Below are 19,322 nucleotides of genomic sequence, written 5' to 3'. Positions count from 1 at the left end.
TGACAGGCTCCGGTGTCGGTGTCAACTGCTGCTGCTCCGGGGATTCTTGGATGTGCCCAGGCTCTTGTCGTACGGGAATCGCGTCAATAGCCTCGCCTCGGCATCCAAGCGCTTCGACACGTCGATGCCGACGGCACAAGCTGAGGGAGTGGCTCATATGACGACGCGCCGGCTGACCGACCGGCTCGACGGTCTCGCTTTCGGCGGGGACCACAACCCGGAGCAGTGGGACGAGGAGGTGTGGAAGGAGGACGACGAGCTGATGCGCCGGGCGCGGGTCAACCTGGCCACCGTCGGCGTCTTCTCCTGGGCTCTGCTCGAACCCGAGGAGGGCCGCTACGACTTCGCCTGGCTCGACACCCAGCTCGACCGTCTGCACGCGGCCGGTGTCGCCGTCGACCTCGCCACCCCGACCGCCTCCCCGCCGCCCTGGTTCACCCTGGCCCACCCCGACGCCCTGCCGGTCTCCCCCGACGGCACCCGGCTGACCCACGGCAGCAGGGACACCTACTGCCTCGCCGCGCCCGCGTACCGCCGGGCCGCCCTCCGTATCGCGGACGCTCTCGCCACCCGCTACGGTGACCACCCCGCGCTGGCCCTCTGGCACGTGCACAACGAGTACGCGACGCTCTGCTGGTGCGCGCACACCGCGGCCGCGTTCCGGGTCTGGCTGCGGGCCCGTCACGGCTCCCTCGACGCCCTCAACGAGGCCTGGGGGACGGCGTTCTGGAGCCAGCGGTACTCGGCGTGGGAGCAGATCATGCCGCCCCGCGCCACCCAGTGGCACAAGAACCCCGGCCAGGCCCTGGACTTCCGCCGCTTCTGGTCGGACGAGGCCCTCACCGCGTACCGCGAGCAGCGGGACGCGATCCGCGCGCACAGCGAACGCCCGGTGACGACGAACCTCATGCTGCCCGGCTACCAGAACCTGGACCTGTGGGCGTTCGGCCGTGAGGTCGACCTGGTGGCCGTCGACCACTACCCCGCCGCGCCCGCGGTGGACGCCGCCGCCGACACCGCCTTCGGCGCCGACCGGGCCCGCTCCTTCGGCGGCGGCGCGCCCTGGCTGCTGATGGAGCAGGGCACGAACACCGTGTACGCGGGCGACCGTGTGCTCGGCAAGGAGCCGGGTGACATCCGGCGCCACACCCTCGGCCACATCGCCCGCGGTTCGGAGGGCGCGATGTTCTTCCAGTGGCGCCAGTCCCGCGCGGGATCCGAGCAGTGGCACTCCGCGATGGTCCCGCACGCCGGGCCGGACAGCCGCGTCTTCCGCGAGGTCGCGGCCGTCGGGGAGGAGGTGAGCCGCCTGGGTGAACTCGCCGGTTCCACCGTCCGTGCCGAGGTCGCCGTCCTGCACGACTCCGACGCCTGGTGGGCGCTCGAGGCCGACGGGCTGCCCTCGGCCGCACTCGACTACCACGGCACGCTGCGCCGGGCCCACCGGGCGCTGTGGGACGCCGGCGTCACGGTCGACTTCGCCCACCCGGGGCACGACCTGAGCCGCTACCGGCTCGTGCTCGCGCCGGCCCTGTTCCTGCTCTCCGACGCGGGCGCCGCGAACCTGAACCGCTATGTGGCGCGTGGCGGCACCCTGCTCGTCCAGCCTTTCAGCGGCGCCGTCGACGAGCGCCTCCACGCCCGCCTCGGCGGCTACCCGGCCGCTCCGCTCCGGGCGGCGCTTGGGATCCGGATCGAGGAGTACCGCCCGCTGCGGCGGGACGAGGTGACCGTCCTCTCCGACGGCTCGCGCGGCACCGCCTGGAGCGAGTCCCTGCGTACGGAGGGTGCCGAGGTCCTCGCCACGTACACCGAGGGCATGCTCGCCGGCGGTCCGGCACTCACCCGCCACGGGTACGGGGCGGGCGCCGGCTGGTACCTCTCCACCCGTCTCGACGACACCGGCTACGCGGCCCTGGTCTCCCGGTTGCTCGACGAAGCCGGTGTGGTCGAGGAGCTGCCGGGCCTGCCGTCCGGTGTCGAGGCCGTCACCCGCCACGCCGCGGACGGCCGCCGCTGGCACGTCCTGGTCAACCACCGCGCCGATGCCGTGCCACTGCCGGAGCCCGCCCACGACCTGCTGGTGGGAGGCCCGGTCCGCCAACTGCCGCCCGGCGGCTGCGCGGTGCTGCGCGCCCGCTGAAGGGCCGTCCGTCCGGGTGCGGATACGGCCAAACGGGGAGGGGCGCGCTCCGACCCCGAGGGGGCCGGTCGTCGAAAGCGCGCGGGGCCTGCCCTGGACGGCGATCCGGCGGGGTCGGCGTGCGCCGGCGTGCGCCGGTGTCGCACAAGCATCGCCCGGGCGTCACAGCGCCGTCACACGGCCATCGTCGTCCCATCGCACGCACGGACCTCGGCGTGGCTTGAAAGCACGAGCCTCAACGCCTGCCACCCGTACCGCCGTTGATCACCTGGCCATACTGCGCTGGCCGGCGGCGGGCGCCCTCGTGCCCCTGTCCGGCGAAGACCACTCGACCTCATTCCAAGCTCCTGGGGGAGACTTGCGCGCACATGTGAAGAGAGCAGGCGCCTTCACCATCGCAGCGGCCACATCGGTGGCCCTGGTAGCAGGCACGACCGGCCCCGCGACGGCGGTCGTCGCGCACCCGACGGCCGCAGCGGACATCACCCGCGTCGGCGGTAACCAGCGGATCCCGCTGATCACGGGAGACCGCGTCGTGGTGGACGCCGAGGGGCGGATGGTGGGCTTCGAGCCCGCCGAGGGCCGTGAGCACATACCCGTACAGGTGCGGCGCACCGAGGACCGGACCCTGGTGGTGCCCAGCGACGCCCAGCGTCTGATCGCCACGGGCAGGCTGGACCAGCGGCTCTTCGACCTCGCCGTGCTCACCGACCCGCGACTGCGCGAGAGCCACCGCGCCGGGCTCAAGCTGATCGTGCGGTACGAAGGGGGTGCCGGCGCCGCCGCGCGGGCCGAGGTGCGCGCTGCCGGCGACACCCAGGTGCGGCGTACGTTCCCGACCATCGACGCCGACGCCATCCGTACGTCACAGGACGACGTGGCGAAGGTGTGGGACGCGCTGACCAGCGAGCAGCGGACCGGTGCGCGCGCCGCCGCCTCCGGCATCGCCACGGTGTGGCTGGACGGGGTACGCAGGGCGACCCTGGACCGCGGCGTCCCGCAGATCGGCGCCGACAAGGCATGGGCGTCCGGGTTCGACGGCAAGGGCGTCACGATCGCCGTCCTCGACACCGGCGTCGACAGGACCCACGACGACCTCAGCACCCAGGTCGTCGGCGAGAAGAACTTCTCCGCCTCCGCCGACGCCGTGGACCGCGTCGGCCACGGCACCCATGTCGCGTCGATCGCCGCCGGCACCGGCGCCAAGTCCGGCGGCCGGTACAGGGGCGTCGCCCCCGGCGCCGAGGTGATCAGCGGGAAGGTCCTCGACGACGAGGGCTTCGGGGACGACTCCGCCGTCATCGCGGGCATGGAGTGGGCCGCCGCCGAAGGCGCGGACGTGGTCAACCTCAGCCTCGGCGGCATGGACAGCCCCGGCGTCGACCCGCTGGAAGCGGCGGTGAACACGCTGACCGCCGAGAAGGGGATCCTCTTCGCCGTCGCGGCGGGCAACGACGGCGAGTACGGCGACTCGTCGCTGGGCTCACCGGGCAGCGCCGACGCGGCACTGACCGTCGGGGCGGTCGACAAGGACGACAAGCCCGCGGCCTTCTCCAGCATCGGCCCGCGCGCCGAGGACGGTGCCATCAAGCCGGACGTCACCGCACCCGGGGTGGCGATCACCGCGGCCGCGGCGCCGGGCAGCGCCCTCGACACCCGCCCCGGCGTTCCGCACCCGGCCCCCGGCTATCTGCAGATCGACGGCACCTCCATGGCCACGCCCCACGTGGCGGGCGCGGCCGCGATCCTGAAGCAGCAGCATCCGGACTGGAAGTCCACCGAGCTGAAGGGCGCGCTGATCGCGTCCACCAAGGGCGGCGATCACAGCGCCTTCCAGCAGGGCTCGGGCCGTATCCAGGTCGACCGGGCACTGGCGCAGAGCGTGATCGCCGATCCGGTCTCGCTGAGTTTCGGCGTGGCGCGGTGGCCCCACGCCGACGACCCGCTCGCCACCAAGAAGCTCGGTTACCGCAACCTCGGGACCAGTGACGTCACCCTCGACCTGTCGGTGTCCACCATCGACCCGGCGGGCAAGCCGGCCCCGGCCGGGTTCTTCTCGCTCGGCACCTCGAAGGTGACCGTGCCCGCCGGCGGCAGGGTCGAGGTCGACCTGATCGCCGACACCAGGATCGGCGACGCCGACGGCAGCTACTCGGGCTACGTCACCGCCACCGGCGCGGGCCAGTCCGTCCGTACGGCCGCGGTCGCCGTCCGCGAGGCGGAGTCCTACGACGTCACGCTCCGGACCATCGGCCGCGACGGCACGGAAGCCTCCCATTTCTCCAACACCCTGTACGGCGTCGGCGGCGCGGCCAAGGGTTTCCTGACCCGTGTCGACAGCGAGCCGGGACCGCACACGATCCGTGTGCCCAAGGGCTCGTACACCTTCGACACGGCCGTCTACGAGGACCCCTCGGACTTCAGCAAGGGCACCGACTGGATCGCCCAGCCGAAGCTGGAGATCTCCGCCGACACCACGCTCACCGCCGACGCGCGGACCACCAGGCCGGTGAACCTGACGGTGCCCGGCCTCGACACGGCCGACTTCGGCGGCACGTTCTACGACCTCGCCACCGAGATCGGCACCGTCGGCCACGGCTGGGTCCTCCCCGGCTTCACCGGCTTCCGCACCGCCCACCTGGGTCCGGCCGTCACCGACGGCACGCTTCTGCAGGCCTGGGACGCGCACTTCGTCAAGGACGACACCACCCAGTACTCGGTGGCCTTCGGCGGAAAGGCGAGCAAGGTCGCGACCGGCTACACCAAGCACGTGAAGGCGGACGAGCTCGCCACGCTCAAGGTCGGGCTCGGCTCGTCCGCACCCGGGAAGACCGCGCTCACCGCACCCTTCCCCCACCTGCCGGGCGCTTCTCCGGGCAACGCGTTCTTCGCGCGCCGGGCGACGCCGGGCACCCACACCTTCCTCGTCTCCACCACCGACGGTGTCACCTGGCTGACGAGGTCCGGCCAGTACGGCGAGCCCGACGAGTGGGGCCCGACCGACGAGGGCGGCTACGCGATGGTCCGGCCGAAGCGTTACGAGGCCGGCCGGACGTACCGGGAGACGTTCAACACGGGTGTCTTCGGTCCGCTCCTGGGCGAGGACATGGGTGTCTTCCGCACCGCGCCCGACCCGGCCACGGGCGAGCAGCAGCTCGTCGGCTCCCTTCCGCTGTTCGCCGACGGCGCGGGGCACACGGGTTCCACGCCGCACACCTCGGCCACGTCGACGCTGTACCGCGACGGGGTCAAGGTCGCCGAGAACGACGACCCGCTGACCGGCGCGGGGCCCTTCACGGTCGGCGCCGCCGACGCCGAGTACCGGCTCACGACCTCCGTGGAGCGCTCGGCGAAGATCGCCGCCGCCTCGACCCGTATCGACACGAGCTTCACGTTCCGCTCGCAGCAGGTCACGGCCACCACGGCGCTGCCGGTGTCCACGGTCCGCTTCGCGGCCCCCGTCGACCTCGCCTCGCGCGCCCCCGCGGGCGCGTCGGTCCTCGTCCCGGTGACCGTGCAGGGCGCGGCGGCCGGGAAGAACCTCAGGTCGCTCGCCGTGTCCGTGAGCTACGACGACGGGAAGACTTGGCGGCTCGTGAAGGTCAGGGACGGCAGGATCTCCGTGAAGAACCCGGCGAAGGACAGCGGCATCTCCCTCTCCACCGAGGTCACGGACAAGCAGGGCAACACGTCGACGCTGACGATCCGCGACGCGTGGCTCGGCAAGTGACGCCTCGCCACTGACCGCTCGCACGTGAACCGGCGTCACCACCCTCGGGTGGTGACGCCGCACGGGTGTCCGTGTCCGACCCTGCGTCTGCGTCTGCGTCTGCGTCTGCGTCTGCGTCTGCCGGAAACTCGCACATTGTGTGCGTGACGCGGGCACAGCCTCCTCAAGGGCTCTCCGATACGACCAGGCGACGGCGTACAGCTGTCCGCGTTCGCCCCATTTTCTCCCCTCCGCGTCCCGCACCGCGCGAATCTGTTACCCGGTCCTGCGGAGAAGCTGTCGGCGTTCGGTGAAACAAGCTGCACGCCTGCCTCCCGAGCGTCACATCCGGGCCCGAAAGGGCGTCAACCGAGTTGGCCCGGTCACTCGTTCGCGTGCTTTGATCTGGCCCGTCGCGGTGAAACGGAGGAGCGGCTTCCCCCCTCTTATCCGCCACCCGCCGGGCCCCCGCGGCAAAAGGATTCCCCCCATGGACAAGAAAGGTGCGCCCCATGCGTAACGACATCGAGACCCGCGAGATCGACGACACCGAGCTCGACGCCGTCTCCGGCGGTCTCGTCAGCGTCAACGGCGGTCTCGCCGGCGCCGTGACCGGCGACGTCACCAACCTGCTCGGCACCGTCGGCAACCTGCAGACCGTGCAGGGCGTCGAGGGTCTCGTCGGCGGCGTCCCCGGCCTGGCCCAGGGCATCACCGGCGTGTCGGTGAACACCGGCGGCCTCACCGGTCTCGCCGGTCTCTGAGCGAGCCTCCTGCCGTGAATCCCGGAGCATTTCCCGCTCCGGGATTCACGGCGGAACCCGTGGCATGGGCACACGTCATGGCCGCGGCGCGAACACGGTGGGACGAAAGCAGCCGAAGGAACAGTCACCAGCCCATGCAATTTCGCCAGAAGGCTCTTTCCAAGCTGCAATCCCCCGAGGAACTCGAACTTCCCGTGCGCTTCGCGCGCCCCCAGGGACGGTTCGTCCTGGCGGTCACCGCCCTCGTCATCACCGCCGCCGGATTCTGGGCCCTCACCGGCACCGTCACCGACCGGCTCACCGCCCCCGGCATCCTCACCCACGCCCAGGGCAGGTACCTGTTGCAGAGCCCCGTCGCCGGACAGGTGACCGAGGTCCTCGTCACCGAGGGCACGCGGGTCGCCGCCGGCGCACCGCTCGTCGTCGTCCGCACGGCACAGGGCGACCGGCCCGTGCGCGCGGTCGCCGGAGGCCGTCTGACGGCGCTCCTCGCCCGCACCGGCTCGGTCGTGACGACCGGCGCCGACGTCGCGACCGTCGAGCGCGTCACGGACCCGGACGATCCCCTCATGGCCGTCCTCTACGTACCGGGCGGCGACACCGGCTCCCTGCGCGTCGGCGCGACCGTCGACGTCAGCGTCCGCTCGGCGTCGCGGAGCACGTACGGCGCCCTGCGCGGCCGCGTCGCCTCCGTCGGCGGCGCGCCCCAGACCCCGGGCCAGATCGCCGGCTTCCTCGGCGACGAGGGGCTCGCCGCCGAGTTCACCCGGCAGGGCAACCCGGTGGCCGTCCTCGTCTCCCTGGAACTCCCGCCCGCCTCCGACGGCTCCCCGCGGACCGCGGCCTCGGGAACGCCGGTCACCGGCGCCGTCCACCTCTCCGCGCACCGCCCCGTCGACTGGCTGCTCCCGTGACCCGCGCCGCACCGCAGACCCCCCGCACCCGTCCCACCCGGCACACCCCCCGCACCCGCGCCACTCCCCCCACCCCCCGGACCCGCCGCCGCGCGGCCCCGCCCAAGGGCAGGACGCCGCGCCCGGTCCGTACCCCCACCGTCCTCCAGATGGAGGCAGTGGAGTGCGGAGCGGCCGCCCTCGCCATGGTGCTCGCCCACTACGGCCGGTTCGTCCCCCTCGAGGAGCTCCGCATCGCGTGCGGCGTCTCGCGCGACGGCTCGCGGGCGAGCAACCTCCTGAAGGCGGCGCGCAGTTACGGCCTCCAGGCCAAGGGCATGCAGATGGACCTCGCGGCCCTCGCGGGGGTCGCCGCCCCGGCCGTGCTGTTCTGGGAGTTCAACCACTACGTCGTGTACGACGGTATGACCCGTCGCCCCGGCCGCCGTGGTGTCCACGTCAACGACCCGGGCAAGGGCCGCCGTTTCGTGCCCATGGAGGAGTTCGACACCGCCTTCACCGGCATCGTCCTCGTCCTCGAACCCGGCCCCGACTTCCGCCGCGGCGGCCGCGGGCCCGGGCTCCTCGGTGCCATGCCGGGCCGCCTGCGTGGCATGTCCGGCACCATGGCCGCCGCCGTGCTCGCCAGCCTCCTCCTGGTCGTCGTCGGCGCGTGGGTGCCCGCCCTGAGCCGTACGTACATCGACATGTTCCTCATCGGCGGACGGTCCTCGCTGCTCGGCGTGCTGCTCGCCGCCATGGCCGTCGCGCTGGTCCTCACCGCCACGCTCACCGCGCTCCAGCAGGCCAACCTGCTGCGCGGGCGCATCGTCTCCTCGACCCTGACCGGCGCCCGCTTCCTGCGGCACCTGCTCCGCCTCCCCGTCGCCTTCTACGCCCAGCGCGGCCCGGCCGACCTGGTCCAGCGGCTGCGGTCCAACGACACCGTCGCCGAGACCCTCGCCCGCGACCTGTCGGCGGCCGGCGTGGACTCCCTCGTCGTCGTGCTCTACGCCGTCCTGCTGTGGACGTACGACCCCCAGCTCACGCTCGTCGGCGTCGGCGTCGCCCTCCTGAACGTGGTGGCGATGCGGATCACGGTCCGTGTGCGGGCCACGGGCGCGGGGAAGCTGCGCGCCGAGAGCGCCCGCCTCGCGAACACCTCGTACGGCGGGCTCCAGCTCATCGAGACGGTCAAGGCGACGGGCGGCGAGGACGGCTTCTTCCGCCGCTGGGCGGGCCAGCACGCCGTCACCCTCGACGTACAGCAGCGCCTCGGCGTGCCCACCGCCTGGCTGGCGGTCGTCGCGCCCACCCTCGCCGCCGTCAACAGCGCCCTGATCCTGATGATCGGCGGTCTGCGGGCCGTCGAGGGACATCTGACGGTCGGTCTGCTCGTCGCCTTCCAGGCCCTGGTGACCGCCTTCACCGCACCGATCGCCCGCCTCGGCGGTGTCGTCGGCCGCGCCCAGGACTTCGCCGTCGACGTCGCACGGCTCCGGGACGTCGAGAACTTCCCGGTCGATCCGGTCCACACCCGCCGCGAGCCCGCAGGACCCGCCCGCCGCCTCGCCGGTCATGTCGAACTCGACCACGTCACCTTCGGCTACAGCCCGCTCGACGCGCCCCTGCTCAAGGACTTCTCGATGACGGTCGGGCCGGGGCAGCAGGTCGCGCTCGTCGGCGGCTCCGGCAGCGGGAAGTCCACCGTCTCCCGGCTCATCGCGGGCCTGTACGCCCCTTGGGAGGGCGCCCTGCGCATCGACGGGATGCCGCTCGCGGACATCCCGCGCGGCGCCCTCGCCGCCTCGGTCTCCTTCGTCGACCAGGACGTCTTCCTCTTCGAGGGGACCGTCCGCGACAACGTGGCCCTGTGGGACCCCTCGATCCCCGACGAGGCCGTCGTCGCGGCGCTCGCCGACGCCGTCGTCCTCGACGTCGTCTCCCGGCGGCCCGGCGGCATCCACAGCCGGGTCGAGCAGGACGGCCGGAACTTCTCCGGCGGCCAGCGCCAGCGCCTGGAACTCGCCCGGGCCCTCGTCCGCGACCCCAGCGTCCTCGTTCTCGACGAGGTGACCAGCGCCCTGGACGCGGACACCGAGCGGGCCGTCATCGACAACCTGCGGCGCCGTGGCTGCGCGTGCGTGGTCATCGCCCACCGGCTCAGCACGGTCCGCGACAGCGACGAGATCCTCGTACTGGACCGGGGCGCGGTCGTGGAGCGCGGACCCCACGCGTACCTGCTCGCCTCGGGCGGCCGGTACGCGGACCTGGTGAAGGAGCACTGAGGTGACGTTCCCTCATCCGGTCACGGCAATGGCCGGACCCTCGTCCCCCGACCCGGTGGTCGCCGCCCTGGGCGCCCTCGGCACACCGGTCGACGGCACGGGACTGCGCAGCCTGCCCCTGGAGGGGCCGTGGGTGCTTTGGCTCGTCGTCCACGGCCATCTCGACCTCTTCGCCGTCGACGTGGCGGGGCTCGGGCCCTGGCACTTCCTCGGCCGCCTCGACGCCGGCGCGCTGCTGCTCGGCCCCGCCGAGGGCCCCGGCCACACCCTCGTCGGCCGCCCCTCCCAGGAGTGCCTGCTTCGCCGGATCGAACTGCGCGAGCTGCTCCAGGCACCGGGGCACGCGGACGCGTACGGGAACGGATCCGCGTACGGGCACGGATCCGCGTACGGGTACGAGCACGGGCACGGGCACGGGTCCCCGTACGGGTACGACTACGGGTACGGGTACGGGGCCGATGCCGCCGGCACACCCGCCCTGAGCCCGCTGGAGGAGGCCTTCGCCCGCGGCATCGGCCGTGGCCTGCGCGTCCTGTACGAGGCTCCGCTCGACGGCCGCGCCGACGCGGGGCAGGGCGCGGAGGACGACGAGATCGTCTGGATGCCGGTCGCCCCGGGGAGCGTCGGCCACGGCTCCGCGTACGAGCCGCACGCGCCCGGCACTCTCCTCGTCGACGCGGCGATGTGGCAGGGCATGGTGGATCAGCAGCACCGGCTCCTGTACGCTCTGGACGACTGGATCGAGCAGCGCCGGCGCGACCACGAGGACCGTACGGCCGCCGGTCTCGCGGCGGGCCGCGCGGCGGGCAGCGAGGGGGACCAGGCGCTCCTGGCCGCCCTCGGCCGTTCCGGAAGCAACCCCCGGCGCGGCGGCGCCGCGGACGCGACGCGGGCGGTGTGCCGTCTGGTCGCAGCGGACGCCCGCATCACGCTCGCCGACGCGCCCGCCACGGCCGCCGAGTCCGACCCGACGACGGACAGCGGACGGAACGACCCGGTCGAGCGCCTCGCCCACGCCTCCCGCGTCCGCACCCGCACCGTCGGGCTGCGCGGCCGCTGGTGGCGGGAGAACTGCGGTCCCCTCCTCGGCCGGCGCGAGCCGGACGGCGCGCCCGTCGCCCTGCTGTGGCGGCGTGGCGGCTATGTGGCGGCCGACCCCGGTGGCGGGCGGGAGCGGATCGACGAGGACAACGAGGACGGCTTCGAGCGGCGGGCCGTCATGTTCTACCGCCCCCTGCCCGAGGGCCGGCTCGGTCTCGCGCGACTCCTTCGTTTCAGCCTGGGCGGCACCCGTCAGGACCTGCGCGGCCTGCTCCTGGCCGGGCTCGTCTCCGTGGTCCTCGGGGCGACGGTGCCGCTGGCGACCGGCCGGATCCTCGGGCAGTACGTGCCGCAGGGCCGCGGAGACCTCATCGTCGTCACGGCGGTCGCCCTCCTCGCGGCCACCGCCGTCGGGGCCGCGTCCCTGTTGGCGCAGAACATCGCCCTGCTGCGGATGGAGGGCCGGATCGAGGCCACCCTCCAGCCCGCCGTCTGGGACCGGCTCCTGCGCCTGCCGGCCACCTTCTTCAGCGGCCGCTCGACGGGCGAACTGGCCAACGCGGCCATGGGCATCAGCGCCGTACGCCGCATGCTGTCCGGCATCGCCCCCGTCTGTCTCCAGGCGGGCACCATCGGCACGGTGAACCTCGTCCTGCTGCTCGTCCACAGCGTGAAGCTGGCACTGGTGGCACTCGCCCTGATCCTCGTCGTCGCCGCGGTCCTCCTCACCCTCGGGCTGTGGCAGCTGCGCCATCAGCGGCGTCTGACCGAGCTCGGCAACCGGCTCGACAACCAGACCTTCCAGACCCTGCGCGGCCTGCCCAAGCTGCGGGTCGCGGCGGCCGAGAGCTTCGCGTACGCCGCCTGGGCGCGGGAGTTCGCCCGGACCCGGGTCCTCCAGCAGCGCGCCGGCCGGATCCAGAACGCCCTGACGGTCCTGGGCGCGGTCTGCCTGCCGCTCTGCACCCTGGTGATGTTCGCCCTGCTCGCGGGTCCGGCCCGCGGGGCCATGTCCGCCGCCGGGTTCCTCACGTTCTCCACCGCCCTGACGATGCTGCTGTCCTCGGTGACCCAGGCGATCAGCGCGCTCCTCTCCGTCGCCGCCGTCCTGCCCGTCTTCGAACAGGTCGTGCCGATCCTGAAGGCCGCCCCGGAGGTACGCGCCGACGCCGCCCGCCCCGGCACGCTCACCGGCGCCGTCGAGGCCCGCGGTCTCTCGTACCGCTACTCCCCCGAAGGCCCCCTCGTCCTCGACGGCGTCGACCTCCGTGTCAAACCCGGCGAGTTCGTCGCGGTCGTCGGCCCCAGCGGCTGCGGCAAGTCGACCCTCCTGCGCCTGCTCATCGGCTTCGACCGGCCCACCGAGGGCAGCGTCCTGTACGACGGCCAGGACCTCGCCGCACTCGACCAGACGGCGGTGCGGCGCCAGTGCGGGGTCGTCCTGCAGAACGCCCAGCCCCTGACCGGCTCGATCCTGGAGTGCGTACGGGGCGCCGAGGACCGCACCCTGGAGGAGGTCGAGCGGGCCGTGACGCTGGCGGGGCTCGCCGACGACATCCGGGCCATGCCGATGGGCCTGCACACCATGCTGTCCGACGGCGGCGCCACCCTCTCCGGTGGTCAGCGCCAGCGCCTGATGATCGCCCAGGCCCTCGTCCGGACGCCCAGGATCCTGTTCCTCGACGAGGCGACCAGCGCACTCGACAACGAGACCCAGCGGCAGGTGATCGAAGCCACCCGGGCGCTGCGCACCACGCGCGTGGTCATCGCCCACCGCCTGTCCACGATCATGGGCGCCGACCGGGTGATCGCCATGGCGGAGGGCCGTGTCGTCCAGGAGGGCACCCCGGCCGACCTGCTCGCCGACACGGCCGGTCTCTTCCACAGCCTGGTCCGCCGCCAACTGCGCTGACGGGCCACGGCGAGGGGTGCCGCGCGGAAGCCGTGGCCGCGACGGCGATCACGCATGGAGGAGACCGTTTCGGACAGGATGTGCGGGGTGATCCTCTCCGACACCGTCTACCTTGCGATGGGCCTGGGTGCGCTCGGCGCGGCCGTCGTGCCGAGGCTCGTGTTCAAGCGGCCCCTCTCCATGCCGATGGTCTTCCTCGCCGCCGGCGTGGCCGTGGCCGCGCTGCCGTTGCCCGTGCCGACGGTGGACCCGGTGCGGGACCGGCTCTGGGTCGAGCACGTGACCGAACTGTGCGTGATCGTGTCCCTGATGGGAGCCGGTCTCGCCCTCAACCGGCCCTTCGGCCGACGTACGTGGGGCGGGCCCTGGCGCCTGCTCGGCATCAGCCTGCCCCTGACCATCGCCGGGACGGCGCTCATCGCCGTACTCCTGCTCGACTGGCCACCGGCGCTCGCCCTGCTCGTCGCCGCGGTACTCGCGCCGACCGATCCGGTCCTCGCGGCGGAGGTGAGAGTGGGAGAACCGACGGACGCGGAGAACGACGAGGACGAGGTCCGGTTCACCCTCACCTCCGAGGCCGGCCTCAACGACGGACTCGCCTTCCCGTTCGTCCTGGCCGCCCTCGCGCTCGCCACGGCGGCCGGCGACGGATGGTCGGCGGAGTGGATCGGACGATGGCTGCTCGTCGACGTCCTGGCCAGGATCGCGGCCGGGGTCGCGGTGGGAATCGTGGCCGGGCGGCTGCTGGGCCGGATGTTCTTCCGCGCGCGGACGGACGCGCTGCGCCTTTCGGAGCACATGGAGGGGTTCGTCGCCCTGGGCGCCACGTTCCTGGCGTACGGGGCGGCCGAACTCCTCCACGGCTACGGCTTCCTCGCCGTGTTCGTGACGGCCTGCACGATCCGTGCGGCCGAGCGCAGCCACGGCTACCACCGGGTGCTGCACGAGTTCACCGAGCAGATCGAACGCCTCCTCACGGTCTGTCTGCTCTTCCTTCTCGGGGGCTTCCTCGTCACGGGCGGCCTGCGAGCCCTCACCTGGCAGGGCGCGCTCGTCGCCGTGGCGCTCGTCCTCGTCGTCAGGCCGGCAGCGGGGTGGCTGGGACTGATCGGCTTCGGCGCGGGCCCGAGGGAGAAGGGGGTCATCGCCTTCTTCGGCATCCGGGGCATCGGCTCGCTGTTCTACCTCGCGTACGCACTCGGCCACGGCGACACCTTCGCGGCCGACGCGCGCCAGCTCTGGTCGGTGGTCGCCTTCACCGTCCTGCTCTCCGTCGTCGTCCACGGCGCCGCCGCGACCCCGGTCATCCGAAGCGTCGACCGACTGCGCCGCTCCTCGCCCGGACCGCCTTGAGAGGCCGCTTCCCAGCCGTCGCGGTCAGCTCCGGGATCCGGTGCGGGACCACGCGCCGAGGACGGGGACACAGCGCTCGGCGAAGTGCTCGAAATCGGCGGCCGTGTTGTACACATGGGTCGACAGGCGCAGGTAGCCCACGCCGCCGAAGCTGGTGAACGCCGCGGCGACGCCCAGTTCCCGCCCCACGCGGTCGCGCAGCGCGTCGGCCTCGGCGCGGGTGGCGGCCAGCGGAGTCGGCAGCCGTACGAGCCGCAGGACGCCGACCGGTGTGCCGACGTCCACGCGGCAGTCCTCGCCGGTCAGTTCGGAGAAGGCGTCGGCCAGGATCCGCTCCGCGTAGTCCGCCAGCTCGCGCATGTAGGTGCGCGCGGCCTCCCACCCCCAGGTGTCCGCCACGAAGTCGACGGCGGTCGGAGCGGCGAGATAGCTGGTGGCGTCGACGGTGCCCTGGGTGTCGAAGCGGTCCGGGAACGGGTCGGGGGCGCCCCAGGAGTCGATCAGGGGGAAGAGGCGGTCCCGTAGGGGTGTGCGCGCGACCAGCGCCGCGGTGCCGCGCGGGGCGCAGCCGAACTTGTGGAGGTTGCCGACCCAGACGTCGCAGTCGACGTCGGCGAGGGGGTCGGCGGCGAGCCCGGGGACGTGCGCGCCGTCCACGAGGACCGGGATGCCGCGGCGGCGGGCTTCGGCGGCGATCCGCCCGACGGGCATCCAGCGGGCGGTGGCCGAGGTGATGTGGTCGACGACGACGAGCCCGGTCGCCTCGCCCATCGCGGCCACGACGCAGGCGTAGGCGGTGTCCTCGTCGGCGTCGAGCGGGACGTGGGCGGTGCGCAGGGCGCCGCCCCAGCGCCGGGCGAGGCGTTCGGCGCCCATGGTCACCGCGCCGTACCCGTGATCGGTGACCAGCACCTCTCCGCCGGGGCGCGTCGGGACACCGCCGTAGACGACGCTGGCGCCGGCGCTCGCGTTCGGTACGAGGGCGAGGTCGTCGGCCTCGACCCGCAGGAAGCGGGCCAGTGATTCGCGCGCCGCCGCGATCTTTCCCGGCAGCGCGGGAAACCACGCGACGGGCGAGGCCTCCATCTGCCGGCGCCTGCGGTCCTGCTCCTGCTGGGCCGCGAGGGGGACGGCGCCGAAGGATCCGTGGTTGAGGTGCGTGACCGCCGGATCGAGCGACCAGGCGGCGGCCGCCGGGCGGCCGTCGGGCAGCGCCAGGGGGCGCGGCGCGGGGGCGAGGTCGAGGGTGCTCACATGACTCCCAAGAGCAGGACATCGAAGACAGGAAGCTAGCAGGAGAGGAAACGGTGTCCTGCCGAGGTGCCGGCTGAGCGGGGGGGCGCTGAGCCGACCCGAGGTGCCGTGGCTCGGGGAAGGGAGCATCCTGGAGGACAGCAGCGGCCCACAGGACCCCAGGGTTGTGCCGACAAGGGGAGACGCCTGTGACACCTCCCGCCGGTGGAGAGGGGCGGCAGGGGCCCGGCACGGACGGTGTCGCGGCCGCGCTGCTCGACGAGGACGGCCGTATCGTCTGGTGGTCACGCGCCGCGGAGGAGCTTCTCGGCTGGACGAGTGCCCAGGTCTCCGGGACACCCGCCCGGACCCTCCTCGCACCGGACGCGACCGCCGAGCGGCCCCCGGGAGGCACCGCCGGGCGGCCGCCCGGAAGCGATGACGGCGGGCGTCTACGGCTGCGCCACAGCTCGGGCACGGTGGTCGAGGCCGACGTGCGCCTGATGAGCTCCGACACCCCGGGCGGGACCCTCGTCGTGGCCGGGAGCCCCGAGGGCCCGGCGGGCTGGGACCAGGACATCGCCTTCGCCCGCGCCGTCCTGAGCCAGGACCGCATCGCCGTCGCCGAACTCGACATGGACCTGCGGGTCGTGCGTACCAACGCCGCTTTCGACGCTCTGCGGCCCGACGGGTGCGACGACGACTGGTTGCGGGACCTGCCGGGCTCCGGCATCCACGGGACCGTGCGCGGGTTCATGACGGGGGTCGCCGAGACGGGATCGCCCGTCATCGCGGCCGAGTACCCGTTCGAGGCCGACCGCCTGCTGTCCCTCACCTGTGTCCGGCTCGGCGACTCGCTCGGAGTGCCTGTCGGCATCGCGATCGCCGCGATCGAGGTCACCGAGAGGTACCGCGCCCAGAAGCGCCTCTCGACGGCGTACCGGAGCGCGATCGAGATCGGCGACTCCCTCGACGTGGTGCACAGCGCCCGCGATCTGGTGGCCGTCCTGGTGCCCGCCCTCGGCGACCTCGCCTGCGTCGACTTCCCCGACGACGTCCTCCAGGGGCGCGACCCGCCCCTCGGCTACCCGGGGGTGGAGGCGTCCGCGCCGCGGCGCGTCGCCGTCCGGTCGGTCGACGGCGCCTGGCCTCGCGAGCTGACGCAGCTGGGCGAGCGGACCCCGGCCGTGCCGGAGAGCGCTGAGGTCGCCCCCCTGGTCGTCGGGGAGGTGATCGTCGCGGACGCCGCTCTGCTCCGGGAGATCCTGGGGCACGACCCGCGACTCATCGCCCGTTACATGCCCGAGGGCATGCACGGCTCGCTCGGCTGCCCGCTCTACCACCGCGGCCGGTTCTACGGGTTCGCCTCCGTGTACCGCACGCACAACCCCGCCCCGTTCGACGGAGCCGACATCAAGCTCATGCAGGATCTGTGTCACCGGGCGGCGCTGGCGGTCGACAACGCCTTCCGGTTCACGCGCGAGCATCACACGGCCGTCGTGCTGCAGCAGAGCCTGCTGCCCCCGTCGGCCAGCGAGAGCGCCGCGGCCGAGACCGCCGGCACCTATCTGCCGGCGGCCGGCAGCGTCAGCGTCGGCGGCGACTGGTTCGACACGTTCCCGCTGTCGTCGCTGCGGATCGCGCTCGTCGTCGGCGACGTCATCGGCCACGGACTGCAGGCCACCGCCACGATGGCCCGGCTGCGCACCGCCGTGCAGACCCTCGCCGACCTGGATCTCCCGCCGGACGAGCTCCTCATGCGTCTCGACGACCTGGTGCAGCGCATGATGGCCGAGGCCGAGGAGGCCGACACACTCGGGGCCTCCTGCCTGTTCGCCCTCTACGATCCGGTGACCCGGATGTGCCAGATGGCCAGTGCCGGCCATCCGCCGCCGGCCGTGGTACTGCCGGACGGCAGCGCCGAGTACCTCGCCGTGGCCCCCGGACCGACCCTGGGCGTCGGTGACAACCCCTTCGAGGTGTTCACCACGACGCTGCCGCCCGACAGCGTCCTCGCCCTCTACACCGACGGTCTCGTGCGTCGCGACGACGACACCGCGGACCCCGAGGCGGCCCTGCTCGCCTCACTCGCTCGGCTGGTACGGGCCGGGGAACCCCTCGACCGGATCGGGACCGAGCTGATCGCCGGTCACCCCGCCCACGAGTGTCCCGACGACGACGTCACCCTTCTGCTGGCCCGCACCCGCGCCGTGGCCGAGCAGTCCACGTCGATGTGGGAGTACCCCGCCGACCCGGCGGCGGTGCACGAGGCCCGTGCCGACGTCAACGCCCAGCTGGCGGCCTGGGGCCTGGACGAGCAGGCGTTCGCCACGGAACTGATCGTCAGCGAACTCGTCACCAACGCCGTCCGCTACGCGGGTGGCCCCATCGTGCTGCGCCTGATCCGCGACCGCGTCCTGGTCTGCGAGGTGACCGACCCCAGCAACACCCAGCCCCGACTGCGCCGGGCCCTGAACACCGACGAAGGCGGCCGGGGGCTGTTCCTCATCGCCCAGTTGGCGACCCGGTGGGGCTGTCGCTACGGGGCGCGCGGCAAGACGATCTGGACGGAGCAGGCCCTGACCCTGTGAGGCCGGGCCCCAGGGCCGTACGACGCGGGGCCTCAGCGCCGTACGACTCCGGGCGTGCGGGCAGTGCGGTGCCCCTCGCCCGCGCGAGCCACGCTCGCCGGTCGGAGGAGGCCTCAGGCCTCAGGCCCCTGCGCGGGCTTCCGGTGTGTGACGCGACTTGGGTACGTAGTCGGCGCAGTGGGGGTTGTGACACGGCCCCGGACCCCACGCGGGCACGAAGACGCCCAGCGTCTTGTGGCGTGTGATCTCGGCGGTGACGGGCTGCCCACACACGTGACACGTATACGAGTCGACGTCGTGTTCCTTCTTGACCATATTTTTACGATATTCCCGAATCGGGCAGCGGGAAAGTGGAAGCGCGTCAATCTTCGCGTGCGGGGTCACGAGGGGGCCCGGATCCGGTGTCCGGTGGCTCGGCGGGCGGCCTCGCCAGACTGAGACCGACCGAGCCGGCCAGGACGACGACGATCACCGCGAGGCTGATCACGGAGGGGATCTCCGGAATGCTGGTGCTGATCGTCTTGTGGGACGCCTGGAGGATGAGCTTGACGCCGATGAAGGACAGGATGATCGCGAGGCCCTTGTTGAGGTAGTGGAAGCGGTCGAGGAGACCGGCGAGCATGAAGTACAGGGCGCGCAGGCCCAGGATCGCGAAGGCGTTGCTGGTGTAGACGATGAACGCGTCGTCGCTGACGGCCAGGACGGCCGGGACGCTGTCGACGGCGAAGATCAGGTCGGCCGCCTCGATGGCCGCGACCACCGCGAGCAGTGGGGTGGCCATGCGTTTCCCGGCCTCTTTGACGAAGAACCTGGTCCCGGCGTACTCGTCACGTACCGGGATGACCTTGCGGAGCATCCGCACCGCGAGGCTTTTGCCGGGGTCGAAGCTCTCCGCCTCGTCCTTGAGCAGCTTGTACGTGCTGTAGAACAGGACGGCCGCGAAGGCGAAGAGGACCGCGGTGAAGCGGCTGACCACGGCCACGCCGAGGGACAGGAAGATCCCGCGGAAGACGAGGGCGCCGATGACGCCGAAGAACAGAACCCGGTGCTGGTAGGCGCGGGGCACCTTGAAGTACGCGAAGATCACGGCGAAGACGAAGAGGTTGTCGACCGACAGGCTCTTCTCCAGCAGCCACGCCGTCGTGTACTCGGTCCCCGCCGTCGTCCCCAGGACGAGGAAGACGACGCCGCCGAAGACGAGCGCGAGACTCACCCACAGCCCGCTCCAGGCGGCGGCCTCCTTGAAGCCGATCACATGCGCGGACCGGTGCGCCAGCAAGTCCACCGCGAGCGACACGACCACCGTCGCGGCGAACGCCCCCCACAGCCAGAACGGGACCTGGAGCACACCGGGCACTTTCGCCGTGGGCCGGAACCAGGGTGCACCGACCCCAT

General features: G+C 72.8%; 10 protein-coding genes. 8 read left to right on the top strand and 2 right to left on the bottom strand.

Annotated elements, in window-relative coordinates; translation table 11 throughout:
• The first annotated feature begins 157 nt into the window (after positions 1-157).
• From ACIRB7_RS11035 to ACIRB7_RS11005, 7 genes are all read left to right on the top strand, one after another.
• Entirely contained in the window at positions 158-2,143 is a 1,986-nt protein-coding gene (locus ACIRB7_RS11035; protein ID WP_403595525.1) for a beta-galactosidase, read from the top strand.
• Positions 2,144-2,501: 358 nt separating this feature from the next.
• Positions 2,502-5,873 (top strand): S8 family peptidase, encoded by a 3,372-nt coding sequence (locus ACIRB7_RS11030; protein WP_403595522.1) that lies wholly within the window; start codon positions 2,502-2,504, stop codon positions 5,871-5,873.
• Between the two features lie 491 nt (positions 5,874-6,364).
• Positions 6,365-6,616, top strand: a complete 252-nt coding sequence (locus tag ACIRB7_RS11025; protein WP_403595519.1) for a hypothetical protein — start codon at positions 6,365-6,367, stop codon at positions 6,614-6,616.
• A gap of 134 nt (positions 6,617-6,750) precedes the next feature.
• Positions 6,751-7,530, top strand: coding sequence for an HlyD family efflux transporter periplasmic adaptor subunit (locus ACIRB7_RS11020; RefSeq protein ID WP_403595516.1), 780 nt, complete (start codon positions 6,751-6,753; stop codon positions 7,528-7,530).
• Entirely contained in the window at positions 7,527-9,797 is a 2,271-nt protein-coding gene (locus tag ACIRB7_RS11015) for an NHLP family bacteriocin export ABC transporter peptidase/permease/ATPase subunit (protein ID WP_403595513.1), read from the top strand. Before ACIRB7_RS11020 ends, ACIRB7_RS11015 begins: the two co-directional genes overlap by 4 nt.
• Positions 9,798-9,825: 28 nt before the next feature.
• Complete coding sequence (locus ACIRB7_RS11010) at positions 9,826-12,750, top strand: NHLP bacteriocin export ABC transporter permease/ATPase subunit (RefSeq protein ID WP_403596199.1); 2,925 nt, start codon at positions 9,826-9,828, stop codon at positions 12,748-12,750.
• Positions 12,751-12,828: 78 nt separating this feature from the next.
• Positions 12,829-14,103 (top strand): cation:proton antiporter, encoded by a 1,275-nt coding sequence (locus ACIRB7_RS11005; protein ID WP_403596196.1) that lies wholly within the window; start codon positions 12,829-12,831, stop codon positions 14,101-14,103.
• 24 nt (positions 14,104-14,127) lie between these two features.
• Here the strand turns inward: ACIRB7_RS11005 and ACIRB7_RS11000 are convergent, their stop codons facing one another.
• Complete coding sequence (locus ACIRB7_RS11000; RefSeq protein ID WP_403595510.1) at positions 14,128-15,357, bottom strand: aminotransferase class V-fold PLP-dependent enzyme; 1,230 nt, start codon at positions 15,355-15,357, stop codon at positions 14,128-14,130.
• 188 nt (positions 15,358-15,545) lie between these two features.
• On the opposite strand from ACIRB7_RS11000, the gene ACIRB7_RS10995 reads away from it, so the two are divergent.
• On the top strand, positions 15,546-17,927 hold the full coding sequence (locus ACIRB7_RS10995; protein WP_403595507.1) for a SpoIIE family protein phosphatase: 2,382 nt from the start codon (positions 15,546-15,548) through the stop codon (positions 17,925-17,927).
• Between the two features lie 361 nt (positions 17,928-18,288).
• On the opposite strand, the gene ACIRB7_RS10990 is transcribed toward ACIRB7_RS10995, so the two are convergent.
• Positions 18,289-19,275 (bottom strand): TerC family protein, encoded by a 987-nt coding sequence (locus ACIRB7_RS10990; RefSeq protein WP_403595504.1) that lies wholly within the window; start codon positions 19,273-19,275, stop codon positions 18,289-18,291.
• Between the last annotated feature and the right edge of the window lie 47 nt (positions 19,276-19,322).

Origin of the sequence: Streptomyces sp. NPDC093795 (genome assembly GCF_044764665.1) — a bacterium.
In the GTDB taxonomy this organism is placed as follows: domain Bacteria; phylum Actinomycetota; class Actinomycetes; order Streptomycetales; family Streptomycetaceae; genus Streptomyces.
This window is presented reverse-complemented; position numbering and strand designations above follow the sequence as displayed.

Bases quoted from the DNA above. Each gene is read 5' to 3' on its own strand.
- ACIRB7_RS11025 (WP_403595519.1), top strand. From the start codon at position 6,365: ATGCGTAACGACATCGAGACCCGCGAGATCGACGACACCGAGCTCGAC.
- ACIRB7_RS11035 (WP_403595525.1), top strand. From the start codon at position 158: ATGACGACGCGCCGGCTGACCGACCGGCTCGACGGTCTCGCTTTCGGC.
- ACIRB7_RS11020 (WP_403595516.1), top strand. From the start codon at position 6,751: ATGCAATTTCGCCAGAAGGCTCTTTCCAAGCTGCAATCCCCCGAGGAA.
- ACIRB7_RS11010 (WP_403596199.1), top strand. From the start codon at position 9,826: ATGGCCGGACCCTCGTCCCCCGACCCGGTGGTCGCCGCCCTGGGCGCC.
- ACIRB7_RS11005 (WP_403596196.1), top strand. From the start codon at position 12,829: ATGTGCGGGGTGATCCTCTCCGACACCGTCTACCTTGCGATGGGCCTG.